We start from the raw sequence: 25,241 nt of genomic DNA on the forward strand, positions 1-25,241 counted from the left end.
ATAGTTACCTCCTATATATTAGTTATTCTAGTTAATATTATAATATTTATCTCCTCTAGATTTGCAACTACTAAAATTTAATTTAAAAGTTTATAATCTAAAATGAAACATATTGCTAATCCATTATAACTTTCTATATTATTATATACTAATACCTATAATAATTTCCATTAAATAAATAAATATTTTTTATTAATAATATGCATTTATTCTAGTATCCTAGACTTTATTCATCTAGTACTTCCACAAGATCTTCTCCAAATGTTTCTTTTAGTATATCCTCAGGTGATCTAGCCTGTATTTCATCAGATTCTATAGTATATTTTATTTTTACCGGTTCTTTTAGTGATTCAGAAAATATTTCTTCTATAATATTTCTATTATCCTCTTTCTCTAATCTAATTTTATTAAAGGCATATTGCTTTTCGTAACCTAGTTCTATTACACCTCCATCGCATGACACAATTTCTCCTGTCATTAAAGACGCATATATAACCATATGTCTTCGTGCTTTGAACATATCTAAAATATCCTTAAAAGATTTTTTTACAATGTCCACGGTTAAATTAGAGTTAGCATTATGCTTTTGTACTGGTCTTATTTCTGTTTTTTTATTTGTTTTACCTTTTGTGGGGCTGCTCTTTTCAGAAACCCTAGGAGTTACACTTTCACACGCTACAGTTATCTTTCCTTGTTTAATTATTTCCTCTAATTTGTTTATTCTAGATAATAGTACTTCTTTTGATGTGTCATACTCTATTTTGCACATTTTAATAACTGCAAGTTCTAAATAAATTCTATTTTGCTTACTCCATTTAGCTTGTTCCTGCGCATCTTGAAGTATCTTTATATTTCTCATAATCTCTTCTACTCTAATTTTAACTGCTTGCTTCTTTAAAATATATATATTTTCACTGGACATATCTAAAATATCCTCTACATTTTCACTTACTTTAGCCATCAAAAGATTTCTCATATGAGTGGTCATATCTTTTATAAATACATATATATCCTTACCACTAATAACTATTTCATTTATGACCTTTATTGCCCCTTCAATATTCCTATCTATTACACTTTCCGAAAGTTTTATAAGACTCTCAGACGTTACAAGTCCTAACATATCTATAACATTATCATATTCTACCCTGCCGTCATTCATTGATATGGCTTGGTCTAGAACGCTTAGGGCGTCTCTCATTGCTCCATCAGAAATTCTTGATATTAATTTTAAACTATTATCGTCGACAAAAACGCCTTGCTGCTCAACAATTTTTCGAAGTCTTTCAAATATATCCGCACTCTTTATTCTTTTAAAGTCAAATCTCTGGCATCTTGATAGTATTGTTATTGGTAATTTTTGAGGATCAGTTGTGGCTAATATAAATATTATGTGGCTCGGCGGTTCCTCTAGTGTTTTTAAGAATGCATTAACTGCCCCTATGGATAACATATGAACCTCATCTATAATATAAACTTTATACCTAGCTTCCTGTGGTGGATACTGAACATCTTCAATTATATCGCGAATATTATCTACTCCATTATGTGATGCTGCGTCTAGCTCAGTAACATCTATCGCTGTTCCTGCATTTATCTTCTTACACATTTCACATTCATTGCAAGGCTCTCCATGATCCGAATTTAAGCAATTAACCGCTTTCGCCAGTATCTTAGCTGTTGAAGTTTTTCCCGTTCCTCTTGTGCCACATAAAAGATATGCGTGAGCTATTCGGTCGCTATTTATTTGATTTTTTAAAGTTATAGTCACATGCTCCTGACCTACTACATCTTGAAAAGTTTTTGGTCTCCATTCTCTATATAAAGCTTTATACGCCACAAATTTCACCTCTTTTAAGTAATAGTATTTATTTTTATCGCAAAGCCTTATTGATTTGTAACCTTAACTATTAAAATCCGTATTCTCTTATTTAAATAATTATATCATTTAAATCAAAATATTAGTTTATATTTATATAAAAAACAAAATCATATTCCACATGACTAATTTATATTTAACAATTAATTTAAATTTTATTTATAATTCCCAAATAAATAAAAAAGATGCCTTTATAGGCATCTTATAATTTTTATGTAGACCGTACACCTCGCTTCGATATATAAACTATGCGCGTTACCTATACAGTTAGCTCAAACCAGGTTGCTCCACGGCACATGGAAGGTTTCACTTACCGCTGCTTCCTTCCGGATCTCACGGGGTTCATGAATTTCCATTGCGTGGGACCAAGTTCTCAACACCACTTATATAGGGCAGACCACACATTTTATAACCTATGCGAGGAATTCACCCCTGCTGTAGCGGATTGCAGGTTACAGGGCACCGCTAACTCCCCGGCTAGTACGGAAATATAAACTGGTGGAAAAAGAGGGATTCGAACCCTCGGTAGAGTCGCCCCTACACACGCTTTCCAGGCATGCTCCTTAAGCCACTCGGACATCTCTCCATAAATCATTTTAAGCTTTGTATACACATAAGTAGTGCAACATAAATAATTATACTATTAATAAATAGTAATTTCAATAGTTAATTGTTAAAATATTTTTTGAATTTTTTTCTAATCATTAATATTGTATTATCTTATATTTCTCAATCTACTTATATATACATATTTAAATAATCATTTGTATAATTTATAATGATTATTATAAATTAGTGTCATGAATCTCTTCTCTTCCAATTTATCACAAGGAATATAATCCATAAAGCAATTCCTGCTAAGCTTATTAACTGTGCTACCCTTAGATCTCCAAACATTAAACTATCAGTTCTTAATCCTTCTATAAAGAATCGTCCTAAGGAATATAATCCTATATAGCTAAAAAACACTGTTCCTCTCTTAAGTGTTTTTGTTAATAAATAAATCAGTAATAAACATACCATAACATTCCATATTGATTCATAAAGAAAAGTTGGGTGATAATAAACTCCTTCTATTAACATTCCCTTTTGTATAAAATTCGGGAATTTGCTTATAAATCCTTGAGTAACCGGTCCACCATGAGCTTCACTATTAAAGAAATTTCCCCATCTGCCTATAGCCTGTGCAATAATTATAGATGGTGCTGCTACATCCGCAAATTCTAAAAGATTCTCTTTTTTATACTTTGTATATATTAACGCTGCTATCATACCAAATATAATCCCACCATGGATAGCAAGCCCACCTTGACGTATATTGAACCCTTCTATTAAATTATCTTTATATTGATTAAATTCAAAAATCACATAATAAGCTCTAGCTCCAATAATAGCTATCGGAAAAGATATTAGTACAATATTTAAAAATTCATCATAATCAAGTTTTTTTAACTTACAAGTGGAATCTGCCAATATAATTCCAACCATCATTCCTAACGCAATAAAAATACCGTACCATCTAATTGTAAGTCCAAATATATTAAAAGCTATTGGGTACATAAGTAACCTCTCCTTTTATATTAATATTTCATCATTTGTTCATAAAGCCCATAATATAGATAATAAAAAAATCAAGTTTCAAATTGAACTTTATTCTCTATATCAATCTCATAACAATTGTGTATGACTATGATAAAAAAGTAAAGATAAATATTTAAAATTTAAATAAATAGAGAACTCTATATATAGAGTTCTCTATTTATTTTAAAACATCCTAGTACATGAGAATAAATAACAAATCATTATACTAATCCATTTTTTCATATGCCGTATTTTACTATTTTACATTTATACTTTTTTCTATGAATTCTTCAACTTCTTCAGCTGTTGGTAAGTTAACAACCTGCTCCGCTAAACTTCTCATTTCACCTTGAGATATATGCCTAATAATTCCTCTCGCTCTTAAAATAGATGTAGGACTCATGCTAAATTCATCTAATCCCATTCCGATTAGAATAGGTACTAATTTAGGATTTCCTGCTACTTCGCCACACATACCAACCCATTTATTTTCTTTATGAGCATTATCTATAACCATTTTTACGAGCCTTAGTAAAGCTGGATGAAACGGAGTATATAAATGTGATATTTTTTCATTCATTCTATCTACTGCAGTTGTGTATTGAATAAGGTCATTAGTTCCTATGCTAAAAAAGTCTACCTCTTTGGCTAATAAATCAGAGATAATCGCTGCTGCAGGTATCTCTATCATAATTCCCACTTCTAAATTTTCATTAAATACTATATTTTCCTTTTTTAAATCATTTTTTACTCCTTGCAAAATACCCTTTGCTGCTCTTAATTCTTCAATACTAGAAATCATAGGAAACATTATTTTAATATTTCCAAAGGCACTAGCTCTTAATATAGCTCTTAATTGGGTTTTAAATATACCTACTTTATCTAAGCAAACTCTTATAGCCCTATATCCTAAGAAAGGATTCATTTCCTTAGGTAACTTTAAATAATCTAATTCCTTATCTCCACCAACATCTAAAGTTCTAATAACCACGGGTTTATTTTGCATTTTTTCTGCAACTTCCCTGTATACTGCACACTGTTCTTCTTCAGTAGGCGCTGAATCCCTATCCATATATAAAAACTCAGATCTAAATAAGCCTACCCCTTCACAATCATTATTGATAACACTTTCTAAATCTTTTGGAGTTCCTATATTCGCAGCCAATTCTACTCTTATTCCATCTGTAGTTATGCTTTTTTTCCCTATTAATAAGTTTAACTCTTCTTTATTTTTATTATATTCAGCTTTTTTCTCTTTATAAAGATTCACTATTTTTTCTTCTGGATTAACATATATCAATCCTTCTTCCCCATCAAAAACAATTAAATCTCCATTTTTTACTTTCTTAGTTATATCCTTTACCGCTACTATAGCTGGTATTTCTAAAGTCTTAGCCATTATAGCAGAATGTGAAGTCCCTCCACCAATTTCCGTTATAAAACCTAAAACCTTGTTTTTATCTATCTGTGATGTATCTGACGGAGTTAAATCATGAGCTACAATTATAACCTCATTAGCTAATTCTTCAAAGTTAACCTCTTCAATATTCATCAATTTTTTCATAAGTCTACTTGTTACATCCTTGATGTCTGCTGCTCTCTCTTTCATGTATGCATTATCCATATCTTCAAACATAGAAATGAACATTTCTGAAACCTCTTTTAGTGCCCACTCAGCATTAACTTTATCATCTTCAATTTTTTTCTCAATCTGCTCAAGCATTTCTGGATCTTCTAATATCATTAAATGAGCCTCAAATATGTTAGCTTCCTTTTCACCTAATTTTTTCAATACGTTATTATATATATTCTGAATTTCACTCTTGCTATTTTCCATAGCAGCCTTAAATCTTTTAATTTCTTCTTCATAACTCGAAATCTCTTTCTTCTCTATAATCATTTTCTTTTCTTCTTTTAATATTACTTTTCCTATTACTATTCCAGGCGAAACTCCAATGCCTTTCATTAAATAACCTCCTAATAAGTTAAATTCACTCCTTATAGCAATCTTAAATACTTTACTAGCTTAGGAGTGAATTTCACTTTATATATAATTTTTTTAAAGGTTTATAATTTCTTTTTCAATTACTATTCTTAGTTCCTCTACAGCCTTAACTTCATCGTCTCCATTAGCAACAATTTTGAGTTTATCACCTTTTGTAGCTGCCATGCTTAATATATTTATTATACTTTTTGCATTATACTCTTTTTCGTCCTTAATTAAAGTTATATGTGACGTAAACTTTGATGCTTTTTTAGCAACAATGCTTGCTGGTCTAGCATGCAAACCTTGCTCGTTCATCAACACAATTTCAACTTCATACATAAAAACATCCCCTTTATAATTTTTATTTTGTTTATTTTTATATTTTACACGCTACGCTTTATCCCATATAAATACAATAATTTAATCCATTAATATTACTTTGAATTATTTAACAGCATCCTTCTTTAATAAAGAAATCATAAGAGCTGTTACCATTGTACCAACTACTATGGATACTATATATCCACCTAGATTAGAAACTGCATTAGGAATAAATAATACAAATATTCCACCATGAGGAACTGCTAACCCTGCTTTAAATAGCATAGATAGTAACCCAGTAGTTGCTGAACCCACCATTAATGATGGTATCATTTTAAATGGATCTACTGCGGCAAATGGTATCGCACCCTCTGTTATAAATGCAGCCCCTAGTGCCCAAGCAGCTTTTCCCGCTTCTCTTTCTTGTAATGTGAATTTTCTTTTTGCTATAACTGTTGCAAGAGCTATTCCTAGCGGAGGAGTCATCCCTGCCGCCATTACTGCTGCCATTACCATAGAAGTTTGTCCCGCAACTATAGTTCCTGCTCCAAAAGCATAAGCCGCCTTATTAATTGGTCCACCCATATCAATAGCCATCATTAAGCCAATAATAATCCCGAGTAAAGCTGAGTTTGCTCCACTTAAATTACTTAACCAACTAGCCATTCCTGTATTTATTATGCCTACAGGTTTTCCTATAACATATATCATTACAAGTCCTACTACCAATGAAGATAAAACCGGTAATACTAAAACCGGCATTAAGCCCGCTAATGATTTTGGTAGTTTTATTGTTTTCTTTAAGAAAACAATAGTATAACCCGCTAAGAAACCTGCTATAATTCCCCCTAAAAAGCCTGCACCTGAAGATAGTGCAATCATACCGCCAACCATACCTGGTACAAGACCCGGTCTATCTGCTATCGAGAACGCTATAAACCCTGCCAATATTGGAATCATAAGTGCCATGGCTGAATCTCCACCAATTTGCATTAAAGCTGCTGCTATGCTACCTTCTTCTTTAAACGCTAGTATTCCAAAAGCAAATGAAATTGCAATTAGAATTCCCCCCGCTACTACGAAAGGAATCATATAAGAAACCCCTGTCATAAGATGCTTATAAGGACCTTTTTTCTCAGTAGTTTTTTCTTCTTTAATATCACTAACTTTTTCTGAATTATTATTTTCTACTTTTATATCTATCGCTCTTTGTATAAGCCCTTTTGCATCTTTAATTGCATCTTTTACACCAACTTCAATTATAGTTTTTCCTGAAAAACGTTCCTTTGAAACGTTTGTATCTGCTGCAATTATTACTACTCTAGCTTCCTTTATATCTGCCTGCGTCAACTGGTTTTCTGCCCCTACTGAGCCTTGAGTTTCCACCTTAATCTCTACACCCATTTCCTCTCCTGCCATTTTAAGAGCTTCAGCCGCCATATAGGTGTGTGCTATTCCTGTTGGACACGAAGTTATCGCTACATATTTCATGAACTCTCCTCCTTTTAAATTGTTGAATAACGTCTATTTTTCTAGTAAAGTAATTATTTCTTCAGGACTACTAGCTTTCATCAAGCTATCTCTTAATTCACTATGCATAAGTTTTCTAGAAATTTGGCTTAATATTTTTAAATGCTCATTACTTGATTCTTCTGGTACAGCTATTAAAAAGAATAGGTGTGCTGGCTCATCATCCATAGACTGGTAATCAATGCCGCCTGTGCTTCGTCCAAATACTAATGCTGGCTCTTTAACTCCACTGCTTTTTCCATGGGGAATAGCTATTCCCATACCTATACCTGTTGAAAATTCTTTTTCTCTATCTAATACAGCTTTTATATATTTATCTTTATCTAGTAACTTACCATTTTCATCTAACATTTTTGACATTTCTTTTATTACATCCTCTTTTGTTTTACTAGTAAGCTCAAGTTTAATTAGACTAACATTTAATAATTCTGTTATATTCATTAATAATCATCCTTTCTTATATGTATTTTATAATTATTTGATTTTTTAACTTCTCTATATCTTCGAACCTTCCTGTTTGTGTTCCTTCAGTCATTACATTAGCTGTGCTTGTTGCACAGGTTAGTTTTATAGCTTCTTCAAAGCTATAGCCATTCTGGGCTGCTACGGCCATTGCTGCAACCATAGAATCACCAGCCCCTACTGTACTTTTAACTTCCACCTTTAAGCCATTTACCTTTGCAACTTTTTCACGACTTATAAATATGGATCCTTCAGAGCCTAAAGAAATTACTACATACTTTACTCCATACTCTAATATTTTTTTAGCAATTTTAATAACTTTATCTTCATTATCAATGTTCATACCAAAAGCTTTTTCAAGTTCATCAATATTTGGTTTTACCATATAAGGACCAGCTTTAATTCCCTGCAATAGAAGGTCACCTTCTGCATCTAATATAACCTTGCCGCCCTTATTTTTTATTTCCTTAATTATTTCACCATATACTGCACTGCTTGTTCCACTTGGCACGCTACCTGAAAGAATTACTAAAGATTTTTCCGTGCAATGCTCCATAATTTTTTCTTTTATATTAGTAATGTCTCTTCCCGCTAAACTAGGTCCATTTTCGTTTATATCTGTATGCGTATTGTTAATCTTATCAAAAATCTTTAAATTAGTCCTAGTTTCACCTTTAACAGATAAAAATTCATTATTAATATTTAAATCATCTAAATAATCTTTTATTTGATTTCCACTGTTTCCACCTAAAAAACCTAAAGCTAAACTTTTATGCTGTAATTCTTTAATAACTTTAGATACATTGATACCTTTACCTCCAGCATCAATTCTTGTAGACACAATTCTATTAACACTACCAATTTTAAATTCATCTATTTCAATGGTTTTGTCTATTGCTGGGTTTAAAGTCACTGTTATTATCATTTTTTCACCGCCATTTATTTTGCTGTCATAATTTGTACACCTTTTTCTTCAAACTTTTCTAATAATTCATTATCTAATTTATTATCCGTTATTATTATATCAACACTATCTAAATCAACGATTTTAGCAAAATAAACTGTGCTAAATTTAGTATGGTCACATAATAATATAGTTTGCTTTGCAATTCTTATCATTTCTCGTTTAGTGGTCGCTTCAATAATATTGGGAGTAGTTAGCCCATTAATAATGCATACACCATTGGACCCCATAAATGCTTTATCTACTCTGAAATTTCTAAGTGTATTATCTGCTACTGGTCCTACCATAGCTCTCGTTTCCCATCGCAATGTGCCTCCAGTAACAACCACCTCTACATCTCGCTTTTTAGAAAGTTTGTAGGCTACATCTACAGAATTTGTTAAAACTGTTATATCTTTAGCTGTTATATACTTAGCAATACTAAGAGTAGTGGTCCCTGCATCTATTGCTATTGTATCTCCATCTACTATCATTGATGCAGCAATCTTTCCAACAGATTCTTTTTCATCATAAAGCTTATCTATTTTTTCTGAAAAAGTGGGTTCAAATTTAGTATTGCTGTTTAGTATAGCCCCACCATGCACTCTTTTTATAAGTTCATCTTCTTCCAATTCTTGAAGATCACGTCTAATTGTAACTTCTGACACTTCATATCGCTGCGATAAATCGCATACTTTTACTTTTCCATACTTATTTAAACTATCTAATATTTTTGATTTTCTTTCTTCAGCAAACATACTTTTCAATCTTCCTTCTATAATATATTTAAAATAACAATGTTCGTTTGTATTTGATTCGATTTCATTTGCTTTCGTTTGTGTTCATTCTAATATAATTTGATAACGTTGTCAAGATATAAAATTTTTTTTATTCTAAAAATAAATTATATTTTATAATATAAGGCGAATGAACATACACATCACTTAAATCATCTCCTGCGGAGCTGAAATAGATCCTCAGGAGATACATTAACGACTTCAGAATGAGATTTACCCCTTTGTAGACCTCTGGAGTAGATAACAATTCTCAATTGTTATCCCCCCACTGAAGTTTTATTTTTGCTAGGGTAGTTAACCCCCACTTGTAGAAATGGGAGACTTTCCTCCTGAACTGTCGTTAAAACAAACAAAAACGAAACCTTTGGGCTTCGTTTTTGTTTTGAAAATATATAATTTCCTAACTATTTCTCTAATTCACTTTTTAAAATTTCCTCAATTTTAGGAGTACATCTATGCCCACTGCATCCCCCTGTTCCCGCCCCTGTAGCTTTTTGAACTGCCTCTACAGTTCTTGCGCCATTTTGTATAGCTTTTTTTATTGTAGACCTTGGCACCGCTTTACATAAACATGTTTTTGTAATTTTATCCATTATTCCATTGTTTATATTCTGTTCCATAATATTTCTCTCCTTTAATACTATCTTTTATCTTTAAAAAAATCAGTCAATAAATTACCACATTCCTCAGTGTATAACCAATTTATTTCTGTCCAGCGATTTAAATCATCATTTTGAAGAACATTTATAACTGACCCACAAGCCCCTACGCTAGGATCAAAGATGCCTATATATAATTTGCTTATCCTAGACTGTAATATAGCGCCTGCACACATAGGACAGGGTTCTAACGTTACATACATGTCACATCCAGTTAATCTCCAACTGCCTATTACTTCACAGGCTTTTTTTATAGCTAAAACTTCCGCATGAGCAGTTGAATCTTGAAGCGTTTCTCTTAAATTGTGTGCCCTTGCAATTATTTCATTGTCTTTAACTATAACTGCACCTACAGGTACTTCCCCTAGTAATAATGATCTTTTAGCTTCTTTTAATGATTCATTAATAAAATATTTTTCCATGTGAACCCCTTTACACTGTTAATAATTATTCTTTAATAATTATTATACTTCGCAGCTCCCAGACTTTCAATACATTTATTTAAACTAATACATCTATGCTTTTGCATCTACTATTTTGCAATAAGAATTAACTGTTAATATATAATATATTAAATAAATCAGAGTGTATACTCCTACAGTTATAAGAACGGGATATACTAAGCTTGAGCTAAGCATAATTTGTACAATTGTTAAAGCAATAATACTATGTGTTATTCCGACAACTAAAGGTAGTGCAAATATAAAAGCCATTTGCTTTGCTATAGAAATTCTTATCTCTGATTTTTTTACACCAATCTTCTTTAGTATCTCGTATCTATCCTTATCCTCACTAGCCTCTGACAACTGTTTGAAAAATATTATACTTCCTGTGCATATCAAAAATACAAAACCTATAAACGCGGCTAAAAATATTATAATACCCATACTAGTCATAGTACTTCTGTATCCCTCATAATATGATGATAGGTCTTCATTATTACCTAATGTTTTTTCTATTTCTGCTGTAAGCTTTTTACTTTCTCTTTGATTTTCAATATTTATGAAGGTTCTTTTTACGACCTTATCTTTATCATATAATTTATTGTAAACCTCATCTTTTACAACTACGGTGTCCTGCATATATAAATCATTTATAGCAAGTCGGTTAGTTAAAAGTCCCACTTTAAAATCTTTTATTTTTAAGGGAACTGATTTTTCCTTTGTTTTAAGTTCTATACTCTTTCCAATAGGACTATTCATTATCTTATCTGAATACATAACCATAAAAAATAATACTTCATCTGAATTTAAAGATATATTATAATCCATTCCTCTTGCTTTTGATAATTCCTTCATGGTACTTTCTGATATAACAAAAGATTTTGAATTTGTCAATGGATCCATTTTCATCTTTGATATCTCAGGCCATTTACTATCTATAATTAAAAATTCGGTATTAGTAGAATTTTTAATTTTATTATTAGGATATTTACTTATGATTTGCTCAATTTGTTCATCTAAACTTTTCCCATTACTCTTATAGTCATAACTAAATGGGGTTAATTTATTTATACTATTTACTTGATCATAATAAAGTGATGCTGCGGTTCCCATAGCAGTAATGGTGGTAGCACTAAGCACCGCAATAGTGGCTAAAGATCTCCCATTAGCTTTTATTCTATATAAAAGCTGAGAAGTACCTATCATGTTTAAGCCCCTAAAATATCTAACCTTATTTTTCTTAGAAAGCTTAACAATAAATACTATAAATGAAGTGAAAAACATGTAAGTTCCAATTACTGTACTAACTAATATAACTAACAATTTAGATAAATTATCAAATTTATAGGTTAGTGTCATATAATAACCCGTCCCAATAAAGATTATCGAAAGTAGGGCTAATATTACTGAAGCTCTTGGCTGCTTCTGTGCCACCTTCTCTGATTTAAATAATTCTATGAGCTGAAATCTATAAATTAGTGTATATGAATGCACGGATGCTACAATAAATATCACTAAAAATACTATAATCGTGCTAATAATAGCCTTTAAATATATAGCAAATTTAACATTTACATCAAATCTCATAATATGAATTAAAATCATTACAAATAGCTTTGAAAATAAGGTTCCTATTAGTATGCCGCAAGCAAGTGCCAGCGCTCCCATTACTAGATTCTCATAAAATAACATTCTTCCTATCTGCTTTTTCTTAACTCCAAGCATGGAGTATAAAGCTACTTCCTTTTTTCTTTTTTTAGTAAAAAAAGAATTCGAGTACCATATAAACATAGCTACAAAAACTGCTATAACAATGGAGGCAGCGTTAAAAGCTGTGCTTACTTTCGTAGATTCACTTGCTAAGTCTGCAACCTGTTTGTTATATTCTATGGAGGTAAAAGTATAATAAATCATTATACAAAATACCATGGATACAAAATATATTAAATAGTTATGAAAATTTCTTTTTATGTTTCTAAAAGTAATATTAAATAAAGTCATCCATATCACATCCTCTCTAAGTTAAATTGTTACTTCATCGAAGTTCCCACCTAAGGCAGCCAATACATCTAGTATCTTTTTAAAAAATACTTTTCGCGTCGTTGTACCTTTCACAAGCTCCGTAAATAGAGAACCATCTTTTATAAATATTATTCGTTTGCAATAGCTGGCAGCAAAGGCATCATGAGTTACCATCATAATAGTAGCCTTTTGAGTCTCATTTAAATCACTTAAAGCCTGCAGAAGTTCTGTGGAAGATTTAGAATCCAATGCACCCGTAGGTTCATCTGCTAGTATGATTTTTGGTTTAGTAATAATAGCTCTGGCAGCAGCAGCCCTCTGTTTTTGTCCCCCAGATACCTCATAAGGATATTTATTAAATATATCCTCTATACCTAGAGTAGCCCCTATAATACTAGCGCGTGCTTCAATATCTTTTATATTGACTCTAGCAAGAGCTAATGGAAGTACCACATTTTCCTTTAATGTTAAAGTATCAAGTAAATTGAAATCTTGAAATATAAAGCCTAATTTGTCTCTTCTAAAAGAAGCTAACTTGTCTTCATTCATTTTTGCAAGATCTTCCTTATCAATTGTTACTACTCCTGAAGTTGGTTTATCTATAGTTGATATAATATTTAATAACGTAGTTTTTCCTGCACCTGAAGGACCCATTATTCCAATAAACTCACCTTTTTTTATTTCAAGGTTTATATCATTCAAGGCAGTGTAAACATTCCCCCTTGCTCCGTATACCTTTTTTAAATTTCTTGCAACTAATACATTTTCCATTTTTATTTCCTCCTTAAATCATCTTCTTCGAATCTGCAATATTAACGACTTCAGAAATGTCTTTAAAAACCTTTCGTTGATTACAATTAAATCTTATAACAAATCAAGTGTTCAATCCATTTTATAACATTACAAAGTGACCTTTAAACTTACATTGTTGTAAGTTTAAAAAAAATAGGGCTACAAACCACATTTTTAGTTTGCAACCCTATAATAATCTATAAGTTTTGGAAAATGAACTGTTACTCTAGTAAATTCAGAATGTTTTGATTCAATAGTTATATGGTGACCAAGTTTTGTTGCAAGATTTTTTGATAGATAGAGTCCCAGACCTGTGGCTTTAAAATCATCTCGCCCATTATATCCAGTAAACCCTTTGTCAAAAACCCTATGAATATCCTCAGATTTTATTCCAATTCCATTATCTTGGATAATAAGCTGTTTTTCATTGTGTTTTAATACTCCACTGATTTTTATAAATCCATTGCTACCTGTATATTTCAATGAATTTGATAAAATCTGATCCAGAATAAAGAAAAGCCACTTTTTATCTGAGTCTATAGTAAATTCTAAGTCACTTATTTCTATCTTTATTTTTTTACATATAAACTCCTTTGCATGTTTTTTTACAACCCCAATAATTAGACTACGCATATATATTTCATTTATTAAATAATCCTTTGAAAAGCAGTCTAATCGTGAATAGTATAATGCTTGTTCAACATAATTCTCTATATGATCTATTTCATCCTCTAGGTTACTTAAGGTTTCCTCCTTAGACTTATACATACTGTTCTCTATAACCAATCTACATGCAGAAATAGGCGTTTTTATCTCATGAACCCAGGAATTTATAAAGTCTACATTTTCTTTTTTTCCTTCATATAATTTATCTGTTTTTATATTGAATTCCTCGTTAACTTTCATGAGAAGTTCTCCATATAACCTTTGTTCATAATTTAATGGCTTAGGCAAGGAATTAACAATATTTCCTTTCTGGTTTTCTATAATATATTTAATAACATCATAACATCTTTTATTTTTTAAATACTCAAATATTAAGTAAAGTATAAACATAATAAAACCTACTATATTGATATAGGCTATATTCCCACTGCTTATCTTTACTTCATTATTAAAATATACCACCAAAGAAATAAATAACATCAACATAAAATAAAAGAAAATTAAAAATATTCTATCCCTTAAAAAATCTCTAAATTTCATAGTATTATGTACCCTTGCCTTTTTTTTGTTTTAATTAAGTCTTCTAATTCAATATTCTCTAATTTTTTACGCAGTCTATTGATATTCACTGTAAGTGTATTATCATCAACAAAGCTCTCATCTTCCCAGAGATTTCGCATAATTTTATCTCGGCTTATTAAATTTCCATTGTTTTTTATAAGTAAGTATAAGATGCTAAATTCATTTCTGCTAAGTTCTACTTTCTTATCTTTAAAAAACACGCTGTTATCCTTCATATTTAAAACGATGTTTTTATACTCAAGCACATTAGTCTGCGCATCTGCGTAGGAATATGTTCTTCTTATCAATGCATTTATTTTGGCCATCAATATTTCCAAGGAAAAGGGCTTTTGAATAAAATCATCTCCCCCCATGTTAATTGCCATTATTACATCCATATTACTATTTCTTGAAGAAACAAATATAATAGGAACCTTTGATATTTCTCTTATTTTATCACACCAGTAAAATCCATCAAAGAATGGCAGGTTTATATCCATAAGAATCAGGTGGGGCGAGTATTTTGAAAACTCTACAAACACATCATTAAAGTTTTCAACAGCTTTTCCATCAAAGCCCCATCTCACTATATTTTCAAGCAATATTTCTTTTATCCTAGTATCATCTTCTACAATCATTATCTTAAACATGTGAAAACCTCACTTTAAATTTGGACTTTGGTTCTTTTCTATTGTACTATAAAATGATATATTTTCAGTATAAAATGTAAATATTATATAAAGTGGTTATAAAACAATCCAATTAATATTCTTTCAAAAACTATCCATACTTTTTAAATTTTACAATTTCTTAGCAAATAAAAAAAACTAGCAAGTATTACTTTGCTAGTTTGTGGTGCACACGAGAGGAGTCGAACCTCCGGCCTTCCCCTTAGGAGGGGGACGCTCTATCCAACTGAGCTACGGGTGCAAATTTTATTTCTACTTAAATATAGTATTACACTTTTATAGATATGTCAACCTATAGCTAATTTAAACCATAAATTTATAAAAATCATTAAAAATATTGTAATGTTTAGTTATTATTAGAATTTTAATACATGAAATAGTATATACTGTAGATTATATACTATTAACTGGAGGTGTTTTAATTGAGTAACGATATAAAAAAAATTTTTCTCGCTGGTATAGGATCTGCAGCATACACTTATGAAAAAGCTACAAATCTAATAGATGATTTCGTACAAAAAGGTAAGTTAACTTTAGAAGAAGGTAAAGATTTATCTGAAGAACTAAAGAGAACTATAAAAGAAAAAAAAGAAGAAGGGAACCCTTTGACAAGAGAGAAGAATTCCCTTATAAAAAAAGAGAAGCCTTTGACAAGAGAAGATATGTTTTTACTCCTGAAAGAAATGAACTTTGCAACTAGAGAAGATATTGAAAATTTAAATAAAAGGTTATCAAATTTGGAGATAACTAATCCATAAATCAACAAATGTGAGTCAAATGAAAGTCCTAATATTCATTCTAGGACTTTTATTACTAAGTGAGGTATAAAATGCGACTAAATTCTGTTAATCGATTTAGAAAAATTGTTAAGGTCCTTGGATCTTATGGCTTTGGATATATTGTAGACTCTAAATTTAATAAACAAAATAAACTCCCTGAAAATTTAAGGAAAGCTTTTGAAGAACTTGGCCCTACTTTTATAAAAATCGGACAAATATTGAGTACTAGACCAGACTTATTACCCGCGGATTATATAGTAGAACTTTCAAAGCTCCAAGATAATGTACTTCCCGAAAACATTGAAACCATAAAAAAAGTGTTTTTCGATGAATTTGCAATATCAACAACTGAGTGTTTTGAAAATTTTTATGAAATTCCCTTAGCATCTGCATCTATTTCTCAAGTACATAAAGCTACATTAAAGGATGGTAGGGATGTTGTAGTAAAAATACAAAGACCTGATATTGCGGAAAAGATGAAATTAGATATCTCTATACTAGTTCGCATAATAAAATTTACAAAAACAAAATTTTCTGACGCTCTAATTGACCCAGAAGAAGCCTTACATGAAATACTTTTAATCACTGAGCTTGAACTTGATTTTAACAATGAAGTTAAAAATATAAATAATTTTGGAAATTTCAACAAGGATGTTGCATTTTTATACGTGCCTTATGTGCTTAAAGATTTATCTAGTACTAAGGTTTTAACTATGGAAAGAATTTATGGCTTTAAAGTCGATGATATGAAGAAGCTCTTAACTTTTCATTATGATCTTGAAGATTTAGGTAAGAAATTAGCTTTGTCTTATTTAAAACAAGTTCTACAAGATGGTTTTTTTCACGGCGATCCGCATCCTGGAAATATATTCATATGTGAAGGTAAAATTTGTTTTATAGATTTCGGAATTATGGGAAGACTTTCAAATTCATTAAAATTAACACTAAATGATATGATATCAGCTGTTGTTCTTAATGACATAAATAAAATGATTTCATCTCTTTTATCTATAGGAATAAAAAAGGGCTATGTAGATAGAAATAAACTATATGAAGATTTAGATTATCTTATTTTAAATTATCTTTCAGTTTCTTTAAACAACATTCAGATTTCCGTTATGCTCTCTGAAATCTTTAATATAGCTAAACAAAACAATATTCGTCTGCCTCGTGATTTTACACTTCTAATAAGATCTCTTGTAATTTTAGAAGGTGTAATAGCAAGTATTGCTCCTGATATAAAAATAATAGATATAGCAGTGCCTTATGTAAAAGATAATAATAAATTTTCTTTGTTAGCCGATTTAGATTATAACACTTTGCTTATCCGTACATATTCATTTATAAAAGACTCATTTAGCGTTCCCTCAAAAATCATTGAATTATCTGATAGTTTAATAAGCGGAAGAGCTAAATTACAGTTAGAGCATAAAAATTTAAATGCTCCCATAAATGAATTAAATAAAGGCATAAACCGATTAGTTTTTGGTCTTATTATTTCTTCTATGATTATAGGTTCTTCTACAATTTTAAATTCCAATATAGGCCCTAGAATATATAACATATCAATTATTGGTATAACTGGTTTTTTGGCTGCAGCATTTATGGGCTTTTGGTTATTAATTTCTATAATAAAATCCGGAAAATTATAATATAAACTATGAGAATGAGGTATTTTTATGATTAAGTATTACGATAGAAAACAAAATAAATACGAAATTGAAAAAGTAGCTAGCGAAAAGTATTTAAATTGGTCTTATTCCTCTCCTTCTGGAAAAGGATTAGTTGAGTTATTACTTAAGAAAAAGCTATTTTCAAAATTATATGGTTATTACTGTGACACAAAACTAAGTTCTAGAAAAATTAAAGATTTTATTAAAGATTTCGATATTGATATGTCTATATACACTAAGACTTATGATGAGTACTATTCTTTTAATGATTTTTTTATAAGATCTTTAAATACAAGTACGCGAATAATTGATAAAAATAATGATATTTTAATCTCGCCTTGTGACGGCAAAATTTCTGCTTATGAGAATATTAACCTAAATGATTTAGTTCAAATAAAAGGATTTACTTATTCGCTAAGGGAACTACTTGAAGATAATGAAGTATACAATTTATATGATGGTGGTACATGCTTAATTTTTAGATTATGCCCAACTGATTATCATAGGTTTCATTTTGTTGATGATGGAGTATGCGGTGAAACAACTAAAATCAAAGGTCATTATTATTCTGTAAACCCCATAGCCTTAAAAAATGTAAAAAAATTATTTTGTCAAAATAAAAGAGAATGGAGTATTTTTCACTCAGATAACTTTGGTGATGTTATTTGTATGGAGGTTGGTGCTACTTGCGTAGGTTCAATTCTTCAAAGTTATAGTACAAACGCCAAAATTACAAAAGGAGAGGAAAAAGGATATTTCAAATTTGGTGGTTCCACCGTAATCCTATTTTTTAAAAAAGATGTTGTAAAAATTCATGAGGATTTACTAAACCAAACACAATTAGGCTTTGAAACTTCTGTATTAATGGGAGAAAACATAGGACTGAAATAACTTTTCAGCCCTATTTTTTATGCATAATTAGTTCTTAACTTTAAATTTAGATTTTAACTCTATTCTCATCTTTCATAAACTCTTCTGTAAAAATAATATTTTCGCTTTCAATCAACGTGCGCCTCGTTTGCAAAGTTTCATTTACAGCCCCCTACAGCCTCCTTCCATCAAAACTATTAGTATTTAAAAATGTAAATATATCGTAGAAATCTTTTATTCTACTATTAATCACTGATAATGAAATCATGGCTTGAAACTTTTCTGAAATAATTGATTCTAAAGAATATACCTTTATTAGTGGTTCTCATTGACTTACTCATACAAGCACCTCTAAATACTGTTTTAGTATTTTTTGAACTCTACAAACTTCAGCATATTTCATTAATTTTTTAAAGTTTCTATTTTTTATTTTTATATACTCATTAATTCCTTCTTTTACAATATCAATTCCAATTTTATTTCTGTACCTTATGCAATCACATATTGTCTTTTCTATATCATATATCTTAATTAAATGCCCATCTACTTCTATATTACTAATACCTGTTTTTAGCTGTTTTGGTGAAAAATATAGAATTTTAATTAGTGGATACTCAAGAATTTTAACTTTACTGCTTCTTTCTATATCTATCTCATACTGCCAAGGGTTAATCGTTGTTAACTCATGATAAGCTAATGTGTTTTTGTTGTAGCATAGCCTTTATTCTTGCTATTTTTGGTAAAATATATATGAATTTATTAAAAACTTATAATTGCCTGTTAACCGATATTAGATTACTAACTTTTGGTGTTAGCTTATTAATGATACTTTATATAATTATGATAGCATTCTTTATAAAAGAAAATTGGTTAAATATACTGTTAATTTCTATTCCTTATTGTTTAGTTTATATGCCTACAATTGTATTCAAAAGTAAATTTTTCCCCACTTATGCTTCCACCGGCAATTCTGAGGCTGAAGGTATGATAATGGTTATAATAATGTATGAATGTCTAAGTGTAATAATTGCATGTGTGTTTGGAACTGCGCTCCGGGTATCTTATGAATCCAGAATTAAAAGCGTTTATAAATAATAAAAAAGATAGTTCACTTAGCTATAATACTCATTTGTAGTATATAGCAATAAAGATTAGTAAAATAGATCAAAATGCTTATTTTTACAATGTAAAGGATAGTATGATAAACATATGAAGGAATTTAGTAGTGACATTGAATAATTATACAGCTATGTTTAATTCTAAGCAATTTTCACCATTCGTTTATTCAGATATACAGAAAACAAATGCTTCATTTCCACATATAGATGACGAAAAATTTTGGGAGAAATTAAATTCTGTATTAGTAGAAAACTATAATTTGGATTTACATACCTTAGAACAACTCACTTATCTCGCCTAGTCTCATCCATGTTGTATATGCAGTATTTAAAACAATATAATAGTGAATTGCAGTAGTAGAACTGATACCCTGCCCTACAAGTTTGTTTAAAGCAAGTTCTATACTTTCGGTTTTTAATTTAAAAATTTTTATTAGCAAATATAAACTTCTAGTTTATGTCATGACCTCAGGTGAGGCAACAATAACTGGAAGTTATTGTTTGCTTTCTACAGCAAATTACAGAAATATATGGCTTTAAAATTACACTGACCCAAATACTCAACCTGATAGTCTATAATATTTATCTGATTTATATACAAATATTCTCTTAATTTATGATTTCGTCTACTAATTTCATTAGCTAATTCAAACTATTCTATTGTACCATCTCTCTGTGTACACGACCCTAATGCTATTCTAAAAGATTGTTTTTTTAAAACTTCAATTTGTCTTAAATTTTGGAATATATATTTAAGCATTTCCATTATTATCTCTCGTTGTATTTAAATTATAAACTGTAATTACAATTCTAAATAAGCAGCTTTTCTTTCCATTTCTAAGTTGTTTTAGACTATGATCTATATAAACACTATGCCTATTGATATTAAGATATCTTAAACTAATTAATAATATTTATTATAAAAACAATTGTAATTGAAGCATAAATTTAAGTGTCAAGCATTTTTGAAAATGTCCCAAAATATTTAAAACATTAGCACCAGTTTTTCTGGTGCTTTTACATTGATTTTGATTACCTAATGCATGTTGTGCAAACTGGATATAAGATTATTTAGTCACTTTGAAATCTCTCCTAAAATCTTGCCTAAATATCCTTTAGCCGTAGGCTTCTAATTTTTGATGCATTAAAACTGAAAGGTTATTTTTGAAAATATCCAAGAATCCTTCCATTTATATTAGCGTAGCTAGTGAATGAGAATCCAGTTCTTTTTGCCAATTTGATTTTATTAGCTATTACTTCTATTGGCCAGTTTCTTAATCTATTATCGAGATGTGTTTTGGGTTCACTTAATAAACCTTTGAAGGTTGTCTTTTTCAAAGATCTGAAATGAGCAGATTTTTAGTGCTCCTATGCTACATTATTGCTGCGGTGAGCCTGTTTCTTTAGATATCGCTCAAATGAATCTTGTTTCCAAGGATGACTCATTGGTGGTATGTAGCGTTTTCTAGGTTGGTCATTTGGAACAACTAAATCAAAGTTCTTAGAGGAAAGTTTATGCCCTGGTAATAAATCTAGCGCATAAACATTTTCATCTACACACAAGAAAAGCTACTCACTAAATGCCTGAATTACCATTCCAACAGTTCCTTTGCGATAATGTACAGGATGTCCATTACAATCTATAGGTAAATAGTAATTCTTTTTAAATTTGATACAACTTCCGTTATCTACCTTCCTACTGGTCAATACGGCAAGAGTTAGGTTGATTTTTTTAAAATCTGGTTGCATTTCAAAGACAGATTTGATATTATCAACAGGTAATGCAAACTGAGCATTGAATTCTTTTATGTAGGAGTTTAAGAATTCGTTTGCTTGCTCAATTGTGTTTATACCAGCTAAGCGCATTTCCAAGGGGAGGCGTGATTGTAACGTCTGAAACATTCTTTCCACGCGTCCCTTGGCTTGCGCAACACTACTGGTTTTAATTTCTATACCCAATTGTTTACATGCATAGCTAAACTGTGTAAATGTGTCCTCTTCAACTGAAGGGGATTTTTTTTGTTTATATTCAAATACAGTACGTCTATCAGTGAATAACATGTAGGGAATACCATAATCAGTAAGGACTTGGTATAGTACATGATAGTATCCATTTAAAGTTTCCTGTGGATCGAAATAAGCCCCCATAATAGCGCCGGTGGCATCATCTACAGCGATATGCAACTGACTTTTTTCATTACCGAACCAAAGATGTACCGAAGAATCCATTTGAAGCATTTCACCTGTATAAGCACATCTTGGACGTCTAGGATGTGCATCCTCGGCAGCAATTATGGAACTTTGAATTTCAGCAATTTCTTTAATAGAATTAGTTGTCTTTTGTAGTTCTTTTAATTCTGCCTTGATCCTTTTTCTTGTAGCACGCTTCGCCTTAGGGGACAGGATGAAATCCTGTATAAGGATAGAGTGAATGGTACTAGTAGAAACCGTTATATCGTGGTGTTTTTTTAGTAATTCAGAAAAGTGAGTAAAATTGGCTTCAGAGTATTTGGCACGGTATAAATCCAGGATTAACTGCTTTGTATTAGCAGTGAGGGCATGTGAGGGCTTTCGCCCTCGATTACCATGAATAAAGAATTCCTTTCCACTTTCTTTATACCCCTTAACCATTCTGTTAATATGCCTAATTGAACAATTGAGATCTATAGCTGCTCGCTTTTTATTTCCATCTGTTTCTATTAATTTTTTTATAGTAGAGTACTTATCTATTTCGTCCATAGTTAAATTTACCTTTCTCATTATCGGCACCTCATTTCTAGTCATGAGGTTTATTATACAATGTTTTCATATTTGGGACATAATCAAATGTGGTATAGTAAGACATTATCATAAATGAATCATACAATTGTAATTGAAGCATAAATTTAAGTTGACAATTGTGGATATATGCATTATAATCACCTTTGTAACTACACCATATAACCTCACCATAATATTATGTTTAAATATAACGCAGTAATATATCACTCGAGTATGCCCAATAACTATTTATCTAACCATAATTTTATTTTAAAGAGGAGCGTATAATATGAGACTTACACTAGACTTATTAAATAAAAACAATAAAAAGGCTGATGACATTAGCCAACGTGCATTTAGCGGTATCAAAAATGATGCAATTAATGCAATGATAAGTTCCTGCGAATTTATAGAGGTATCTGGAGAAAAAATTTCGCTAGTTGAGCTTCTTAAATTCCCCATAATAGATCTTAATAACTTGAACTATGATTTCCCGAACAGACAAAGAACAGCGTTTAATAAAAATTTCTATTCTCTTCCTTTAAGGTACCGCAGCCACATTTACACTATTCTCCTTAACTTAACAAAAGGCGTGTATTCTGCTAACAATGAATCATACTTTCTTGGTGTGGCAGAAAACCTTTCTTTGTACCTTAATATTTCTACAAATGAGGGCGCCTTTATGCTATACATGAACATCAAAGGGTGTATAGGTAGTAAATCTGTCAGAGAATATCTTGATAGCTTAGGTGGACGTATATATAGACTGGCCTCAGATGAGACATCTCCAATATGGATATCTAGCTTGGAGCGCTTCATCAAAGAAGGTCCTACAGATAAAGCCCACCGTAATAACCCAGCTGTATATTATGAAATAGCATCGTTGCTAGGTGTAGATCATAAAGTAGATCATATTCAATTATCGTTGGAAGATCTAAACAAGATCGAAGAATATTATAAAAATAAGCATCAAATTACCAATTATTAATATGAAAAGGATCCTCTTATAGGATCCTTTTACATATAGTTACGCTGTAGAAGTCTAGCTATCTTCTTCATATTTTGCACTGTTACTGTAAGCAGAGCCTGCTCTTGAACATTCTCTAATCTACGCATATGGCGATAACGAAGCCCCTTTAGTTGTCTTGAATCTGCAAATTCGTTGCACTCAAAACCACCCTCGAGGGTCGTGAACAAATTGTGAATACAATTTGTTTTGCTATAGAAATAAATGCAGATGATGAAGGTGTACAAAGACGAGTCCAAATAAGTAGAATACTAAAAATAAAGAAATATTTAGAAGATGAAGAAGATAGTTTTTTTCCTACCTCCATTGTTATTTCTATTGATATTTCTAAATATGAACAATTCGAAAATTTATACACCGATATCAAAAAAACGATTTCGGAATAATGGAACCCCCCGACGATATTACATTCCAAATAGTTGATGGTCAGCATAGGTTAGCTGGATTATTTATTTCAGATGAAATACTCCAAAAGATTTTGAAATATCTGCTGTACTATTATTTAATGCCACTAAGCACACATGTGCAAACTGTTATAGATGGTCGATAGAGTTGTGGATCTGTAAGTTTAGTTTCAGTTCATATTCCTATAAATATTCAAGAACAATATTTGAGCAAAAACTTGGTGCACAACGGCCATGTTACGCTAGTAATATCAACAACAGATTTTATGTTTATAAACTCCACACCTCGAATAATCTATTAAAATTTTAATGAAAACAGCAACTTAATTCCTATGGTAACTTGTATTTAAAGATTTTATAGTCATTAAATCGCAAATGGATTATATCATGAAATAGCCCCGTACAATGTTGTATAGGGCATTCTTATTTATATCTTATCTGAAATTTCTATCTAACATTTGGTATCTTAGGCTAAGGTGAAATTAGCCAACTTTAAAGTGGGAGAGGACTACGTATAACCGAAATTCAAATGTGAAATTATCCTGACACATTCCAACATATATAAAATAACAATTCGTTAGGACAAATCTCACTTATCACTTTTATATTTAGTGAACATGATTTTTTCTTTGTCTTTATAAATACCAGTGGAAATGTATGAAAGTCCAGAAATATAAAATCCATAATAATGCATATGAATAACCATTTATTAGTTATAATTACTGCTTATGAACCTCAATTCTTAAAACTGCTACTATTAATCTATGTAGGCACTTCCATTCACCTCTTATTAAGCTGCATTCCTCTTTTTGTGTCCACAATAACTATCCTAACTCCATTCTATAGCTTTGTACTCTTCATCCATCTCTTTTATCAATTCCCACTGAATAACTGAATCTTGTTTCGTATTCATATAGTCCTCAATAATCAAGAAACCTGTATTAGCATATCTCTGTGCCAAATCATATACTGATTCTACATCAACACACTTCTCCAAATTATTTTTATCTTGGATTTCTCCTATATATAATGCATACATTAATGCACGATGATGCATTTTTATTGACTGATCCAATACAAAACTATCCGAGTTTTCTAATTTTGTAGGACATCCTGTATTTATCCCTAAGGCCATTGCAAAAAGAAACAACTGTATTCTGTCTGTCATATTGTTATCTAAACCTAAAAAATTTTTTTCATCAATTTTAAGTTTAATTTTTTGAGCCTTTTTAGTAACGAATATTCTATCCGGCCTTTTACTATTTGCTTTCATAGTAT

Annotated in this window: 22 protein-coding genes, 2 tRNA genes, 1 other RNA gene and 1 pseudogene; 5 read left to right on the plus strand and 21 right to left on the minus strand. The window is 30.6% G+C overall.

Annotated elements, in window-relative coordinates; genetic code table 11:
• Positions 1–226: 226 nt before the first annotated feature.
• The 17 genes from dnaX to ACWJJ7_RS11690 all read right to left on the minus strand — a co-directional run bounded on the left by dnaX (position 227) and on the right by ACWJJ7_RS11690 (position 15,573).
• A complete protein-coding gene (gene dnaX, locus ACWJJ7_RS11610) occupies positions 227–1,840 on the minus strand; it encodes a DNA polymerase III subunit gamma/tau (protein ID WP_462962253.1) in 1,614 nt (537 codons plus the stop codon).
• A 259-nt stretch (positions 1,841–2,099) separates the two neighbouring features.
• Positions 2,100–2,365: signal recognition particle sRNA large type (ffs, locus tag ACWJJ7_RS11615), an RNA gene on the minus strand.
• Positions 2,366–2,375: 10 nt separating this feature from the next.
• Positions 2,376–2,465, minus strand: a tRNA-Ser gene (locus tag ACWJJ7_RS11620).
• A gap of 212 nt (positions 2,466–2,677) precedes the next feature.
• Positions 2,678–3,439 carry a prolipoprotein diacylglyceryl transferase gene (gene lgt, locus ACWJJ7_RS11625; RefSeq protein ID WP_462962254.1) on the minus strand — a complete coding sequence of 254 codons (762 nt, stop codon included), beginning with the start codon at positions 3,437–3,439 and terminating at the stop codon, positions 2,678–2,680.
• 277 nt (positions 3,440–3,716) lie between these two features.
• Positions 3,717–5,426 (minus strand): phosphoenolpyruvate--protein phosphotransferase, encoded by a 1,710-nt coding sequence (ptsP, locus tag ACWJJ7_RS11630; protein ID WP_462962255.1) that lies wholly within the window; start codon positions 5,424–5,426, stop codon positions 3,717–3,719.
• 93 nt (positions 5,427–5,519) lie between these two features.
• Positions 5,520–5,786, minus strand: coding sequence for an HPr family phosphocarrier protein (locus ACWJJ7_RS11635; RefSeq protein WP_462962256.1), 267 nt, complete (start codon positions 5,784–5,786; stop codon positions 5,520–5,522).
• A 105-nt stretch (positions 5,787–5,891) separates the two neighbouring features.
• Positions 5,892–7,259: a PTS fructose transporter subunit IIC gene (locus ACWJJ7_RS11640; RefSeq protein WP_462962257.1), complete on the minus strand. Its 1,368-nt coding sequence runs from the start codon at positions 7,257–7,259 to the stop codon at positions 5,892–5,894.
• A gap of 33 nt (positions 7,260–7,292) precedes the next feature.
• The gene (locus ACWJJ7_RS11645; RefSeq protein ID WP_462962258.1) at positions 7,293–7,739 is read right to left on the minus strand and encodes a PTS sugar transporter subunit IIA; all 447 of its coding nucleotides are present in this window, start codon (positions 7,737–7,739) and stop codon (positions 7,293–7,295) included.
• Positions 7,740–7,755: 16 nt separating this feature from the next.
• Positions 7,756–8,685, minus strand: a complete 930-nt coding sequence (gene pfkB, locus ACWJJ7_RS11650) for a 1-phosphofructokinase (RefSeq protein ID WP_462962259.1) — start codon at positions 8,683–8,685, stop codon at positions 7,756–7,758.
• 14 nt (positions 8,686–8,699) lie between these two features.
• On the minus strand, positions 8,700–9,461 hold the full coding sequence (locus ACWJJ7_RS11655; protein ID WP_462962260.1) for a DeoR/GlpR family DNA-binding transcription regulator: 762 nt from the start codon (positions 9,459–9,461) through the stop codon (positions 8,700–8,702).
• Positions 9,462–9,904: 443 nt separating this feature from the next.
• Positions 9,905–10,120: a (2Fe-2S)-binding protein gene (locus ACWJJ7_RS11660; RefSeq protein ID WP_462962261.1), complete on the minus strand. Its 216-nt coding sequence runs from the start codon at positions 10,118–10,120 to the stop codon at positions 9,905–9,907.
• A gap of 20 nt (positions 10,121–10,140) precedes the next feature.
• Positions 10,141–10,581: a nucleoside deaminase gene (locus ACWJJ7_RS11665; RefSeq protein ID WP_462962262.1), complete on the minus strand. Its 441-nt coding sequence runs from the start codon at positions 10,579–10,581 to the stop codon at positions 10,141–10,143.
• Positions 10,582–10,674: 93 nt separating this feature from the next.
• Positions 10,675–12,603 (minus strand): FtsX-like permease family protein, encoded by a 1,929-nt coding sequence (locus ACWJJ7_RS11670; protein ID WP_462962263.1) that lies wholly within the window; start codon positions 12,601–12,603, stop codon positions 10,675–10,677.
• Positions 12,604–12,624: 21 nt separating this feature from the next.
• Positions 12,625–13,395 carry an ABC transporter ATP-binding protein gene (locus tag ACWJJ7_RS11675; protein WP_462962264.1) on the minus strand — a complete coding sequence of 257 codons (771 nt, stop codon included), beginning with the start codon at positions 13,393–13,395 and terminating at the stop codon, positions 12,625–12,627.
• 195 nt (positions 13,396–13,590) lie between these two features.
• The gene (locus ACWJJ7_RS11680; protein WP_462962265.1) at positions 13,591–14,622 is read right to left on the minus strand and encodes a sensor histidine kinase; all 1,032 of its coding nucleotides are present in this window, start codon (positions 14,620–14,622) and stop codon (positions 13,591–13,593) included.
• On the minus strand, positions 14,619–15,293 hold the full coding sequence (locus tag ACWJJ7_RS11685) for a response regulator transcription factor (protein ID WP_462962266.1): 675 nt from the start codon (positions 15,291–15,293) through the stop codon (positions 14,619–14,621). Before ACWJJ7_RS11685 ends, ACWJJ7_RS11680 begins: the two co-directional genes overlap by 4 nt.
• Positions 15,294–15,496: 203 nt before the next feature.
• Positions 15,497–15,573: transfer RNA gene (locus ACWJJ7_RS11690), tRNA-Arg, on the minus strand.
• Positions 15,574–15,754: 181 nt separating this feature from the next.
• Between ACWJJ7_RS11690 and ACWJJ7_RS11695 the strand changes: the two genes are divergently transcribed.
• The 3 genes from ACWJJ7_RS11695 (at position 15,755) to ACWJJ7_RS11705 (ending at position 18,675) form a co-directional block, all read left to right on the plus strand.
• Positions 15,755–16,090 (plus strand): phasin family protein, encoded by a 336-nt coding sequence (locus ACWJJ7_RS11695; protein ID WP_462962267.1) that lies wholly within the window; start codon positions 15,755–15,757, stop codon positions 16,088–16,090.
• Between the two features lie 71 nt (positions 16,091–16,161).
• Positions 16,162–17,763 (plus strand): ABC1 kinase family protein, encoded by a 1,602-nt coding sequence (locus tag ACWJJ7_RS11700; protein ID WP_462962268.1) that lies wholly within the window; start codon positions 16,162–16,164, stop codon positions 17,761–17,763.
• 27 nt (positions 17,764–17,790) lie between these two features.
• Positions 17,791–18,675 (plus strand): phosphatidylserine decarboxylase, encoded by an 885-nt coding sequence (locus ACWJJ7_RS11705; RefSeq protein WP_462962269.1) that lies wholly within the window; start codon positions 17,791–17,793, stop codon positions 18,673–18,675.
• A 151-nt stretch (positions 18,676–18,826) separates the two neighbouring features.
• Here the strand turns inward: ACWJJ7_RS11705 and ACWJJ7_RS11710 are convergent, their stop codons facing one another.
• From ACWJJ7_RS11710 to ACWJJ7_RS11720, 3 genes and pseudogenes are all read right to left on the minus strand, one after another.
• Positions 18,827–18,922 (minus strand): hypothetical protein, encoded by a 96-nt coding sequence (locus ACWJJ7_RS11710; protein ID WP_462962270.1) that lies wholly within the window; start codon positions 18,920–18,922, stop codon positions 18,827–18,829.
• A 2,008-nt stretch (positions 18,923–20,930) separates the two neighbouring features.
• Positions 20,931–21,110, minus strand: a complete 180-nt coding sequence (locus tag ACWJJ7_RS11715) for a hypothetical protein (protein WP_462962271.1) — start codon at positions 21,108–21,110, stop codon at positions 20,931–20,933.
• A 30-nt stretch (positions 21,111–21,140) separates the two neighbouring features.
• Positions 21,141–22,511, minus strand: a pseudogene (locus ACWJJ7_RS11720) (ISNCY family transposase).
• 310 nt (positions 22,512–22,821) lie between these two features.
• Here ACWJJ7_RS11720 and ACWJJ7_RS11725 point away from each other — a divergent pair.
• Entirely contained in the window at positions 22,822–23,520 is a 699-nt protein-coding gene (locus ACWJJ7_RS11725; protein ID WP_462962272.1) for a hypothetical protein, read from the plus strand.
• A 212-nt stretch (positions 23,521–23,732) separates the two neighbouring features.
• A complete protein-coding gene (locus ACWJJ7_RS11730) occupies positions 23,733–23,945 on the plus strand; it encodes a hypothetical protein (protein ID WP_462962273.1) in 213 nt (70 codons plus the stop codon).
• An 847-nt stretch (positions 23,946–24,792) separates the two neighbouring features.
• Here ACWJJ7_RS11730 and ACWJJ7_RS11735 read toward each other — a convergent pair.
• Complete coding sequence (locus ACWJJ7_RS11735; RefSeq protein ID WP_462962274.1) at positions 24,793–25,236, minus strand: hypothetical protein; 444 nt, start codon at positions 25,234–25,236, stop codon at positions 24,793–24,795.
• Positions 25,237–25,241 lie beyond the last annotated feature (5 nt).

The organism is Clostridium sp. CM042, assembly GCF_055080995.1.